The organism is Photobacterium lucens (assembly GCF_009873615.1).
Taxonomy (GTDB): domain Bacteria; phylum Pseudomonadota; class Gammaproteobacteria; order Enterobacterales; family Vibrionaceae; genus Photobacterium; species Photobacterium lucens.
The window spans coordinates 1-3,432 of record NZ_SSMG01000235.1; the positions used below are offsets into that span (position 1 = coordinate 1).

Sequence of the window (3,432 nt, forward strand, 5' to 3'; positions counted from 1 at the left end):
TAATGATATAAATCTATCTTCAGTGTTTAATATTTAAACGTATTTAGTCAAAAGTTTAAATATTAAGTACTTATATCATTACTATTAAAAATGATTATTTACTTCAATAAAGGCAGTTCAATGGCGTTACAGCCTCAACATTTAGAAAAATATCAAGCGGTTATTGGTTTAGCAGGACATGTTGATCACGGTAAAACCGCACTGATTGAAGCATTAACGGGCATAATCACGGCTCGTCCTCATGAACAAGCATTAGGCATGACGCAAGATCTTGGTTTTGCCCATTTTAAAGATGATGCCGGTAATACCATTGGCGTGGTTGATGTGCCGGGCCATGAACGTTACCTAAGAAACATGGTTGCTGGGGTATGGCATCTAAATGTGTTGTTGTTGGTTATTGCCGCTGATGAAGGTTGGATGCCCATGACGACCTCCCACTTACAAGTTGCTCATGCAATGGGAATTGAAGACATTGTGGTTTGTATTAACAAACGCGATAAAGCCACGCCAGAGCAGTTAGCGGAGATTGAAGAGCAAGCGTTAGATAACGTGCTGGAAATGACAGGGCTATTACCTGAAATCGTTAGCGTGTCAGCGCTTAAGAACGACAATATCCCTGCGCTACGTTCACTACTTATTGAAACCGTGAAAGCCAATATTTGTCGTAAACAAGCGTTAGTGAATACTCAGGGAGACACTGAAGTAAAACCGGCTGAGCCATTAATGTATATCGACCGTGCATTTGTTGTGAATGGTATTGGTACCGTATTAACGGGCACCTTGGCGCAAGGCACATTAAGCATCGGTGATAAGGTGTGTTGCTATCCTGCTAATATTTTGGGTACCGTTCGCTCACTTCAGGCTTATCATCAGCAGCATCAAAGTGTTTCTGCAACATGTCGTGTGGCAGTGAATGTAAAAGGGATCAGCCGAAAAGATGTGGGGCGTGGGCATGTGCTAACTTCTACACACATGACAGCGTCGATGCGAGAAATGTGTATTGTTCGCTTAAATAAAACCGCTGATAACTTAAAACAGCGCAAGCAACGCCATGTAGAAGTCGCAATGGGGACTTGGCATGGTGCAGCACGCTTGAGCTACATTCCAAATACAAAATTAGCCCGACTAGTGTTTGATAAACCATTACCGCTGATTTTTGGTCAACGTTTAGCGATGATCCAAAAAGGAGGTTGCGGGTTGCAACATGGCGCTGAGATCGTCTGGTTTGAGCCTGTGATGGGCTATCAAAAGCGTCGTTTGTACCAAGCGCTAGATAATTTACCTGAATATTTAATACCAGAATCTCAGCGTGAGATGTTACTTGCGCTGCAAGGTTATTTTGAAACGACAGATGTTGATTTTACGCCTGCGGCAGATCAAACCTACATCGCACCGTATTGTTTTGATAATCAATGGTTAATTGAGACTTATCAGCAGATTGATGCGTTGTTAGCGGCTGGTATTTCAATGGCGTCAGCAGAGCTTGCTACCCGTTTACGTGTTAATGACGCGGTGATTGACACACTAATGCAACAGCTTAAACAGCAAGAAAAAGTGCATATTAGCTATGGCAAATGGTGTTTAGGTCAGGGGGATAATGAAGATGATCTCCCTGCTGTGGCACAAGAGATTTTGCAGCAGATCCGCAGTTTTGGTAAAGCAGGGCTTGAGCTGAATAAAGTTACCGTGGCTGGTGGTAAAAAGTGGTTGCGTCAGTTAAGCCATCAAAAATACATTACCGCATTAGATGACACAATTTACTTTGATATGGGATTGTATCTTGATTTAGTCAAAGCTGTGATTGCCGATCATCAACCGCAAGATCGTATCTCTATGGGTGATATTAAAGATCGCACCGAGTTGAGTCGTAAATACTCTATTCCATTAGCAAACAGGATGGAAAAAGATGGCTGGGTACGTCGTGATGGCGATGAGCGCATTATTTTAAAAGCGTGGACGGCATAAACCGAATATCATAACGCTAATCCTATATCATGTCTGAAGCCTATTGTTTTCAAATTAACCGAAACAATAGGCTTTTTGTTTTTCAATATAAGTCAACGGATGCTATTAACGGTATTTATTTGATCCGGTGCAAATTTTTGTAATTAAGATTTCTCTCATTTTAAATTCGATACTAGGATTCTTAGCGCGTTATTCCTCCTTGGAATAACGTATTAAGAATGAGTATCCAAGAAATAGGGAGTAAATTCAGCAATGGATCCACTAAAGACATTCACACTTACTGCATTGGCGTTAATGGTATCTGGTCAGGTAGCTGCGACCGATTTTAACAAGGTAAGTGAGATCCCCTTTAAAGATGAAAACTTTAAACAATGTGTGCTTGCACAACAAATCGAAGATCCTGCTGTAATAACAAAGCTATCTTGTAGCCAGTTCGCTATTAATAATATTGATGAATTAGCATACTTCCCTGCGTTAAAAGAGTTACAGATCTCTGGTCCTGATCTAAAACAGGTAGATTTAAGCCATAATCCAGAACTAGAAAGCGTCTTTATTACTAAATCGAAGATCGAGAAGATTGATGTAAGTAAAAATCCTCAATTAAAAGAACTAGGGGTTAGCTTTAATCAATTAACTGACATTGATTTAAGCCATAATCCTAAGCTTACAGATTTAGCGGTTGTAGCAAATAAACTCACTACGTTAGATTTATCCAAAAATCCGCAATTAAAATATCTATTGGCGGAGCGCAACCAATTTACAACGCTTGATTTTAGTCAGAATCCTAACTTAGTGCAGGCAGGATTAAGTGAAAACCAACTTACGACTGTTAATGTGAGTAAAAACAGCAAACTCAAAAGCTTATCACTAATGTACAACCAAATGGTTGAGTTAGATGTTACTCATAATGCAGCGTTAGAAAAATTAAGGTTAACTGATAATAAACTGACGTCTATTGATGTGAGTAAAAACCCGAAATTACGCGCATTGTGGGCAACAGATAATACACTGACAAAATTGGATATCAGTGCTAACCCATATCTTGATGATTATGAAGCAGATGACGGTGTTGAAGTGATTAAATAGAGCTATTAACATAGCGCACAACATTATTACATTTATCAAAGAAGCGTTATTTATGTCTTTACCACCATGCCCAAATTGTCAGTCTGAATATGTTTACCAAGATCAAGCGAACCTTGTGTGTCCTGAATGTGCTCATGAATGGAATCCTGCTGAAGTTGCAGCAGAAGAAACCATTGTAATGAAGGATGTGAATGGCACCTTATTGCAAGAAGGCGATAAAGTAACCTTTATTAAAGATCTTAAAGTGAAAGGCAGTTCATTAGTACTAAAAATTGGTACCAAAGCTGTTATTAAACGTATTGTTGAAGGTAAAGATCACCAATTAGATTGTAAAGTGGATGGCGCGGGTGACATGATGATCACTGCGCAATTTGTAAAGAA

Annotated in this window: 3 protein-coding genes; all 3 read left to right on the forward strand. The window is 39.5% G+C overall.

Going from position 1 to position 3,432, the window contains the following annotated elements; all coding sequences use genetic code 11:
- Positions 1-120 precede the first annotated feature (120 nt).
- Positions 121-1,965: a selenocysteine-specific translation elongation factor gene (selB, locus tag E5A76_RS10345; protein ID WP_161118881.1), complete on the forward strand. Its 1,845-nt coding sequence runs from the start codon at positions 121-123 to the stop codon at positions 1,963-1,965.
- A gap of 252 nt (positions 1,966-2,217) precedes the next feature.
- Entirely contained in the window at positions 2,218-3,051 is an 834-nt protein-coding gene (locus tag E5A76_RS10350) for a leucine-rich repeat domain-containing protein (RefSeq protein WP_161118882.1), read from the forward strand.
- Positions 3,052-3,103: 52 nt separating this feature from the next.
- On the forward strand, positions 3,104-3,432 hold a 329-nt coding region (locus tag E5A76_RS10355; RefSeq protein ID WP_161118883.1), incomplete at its 3' end, for a zinc ribbon domain-containing protein YjdM.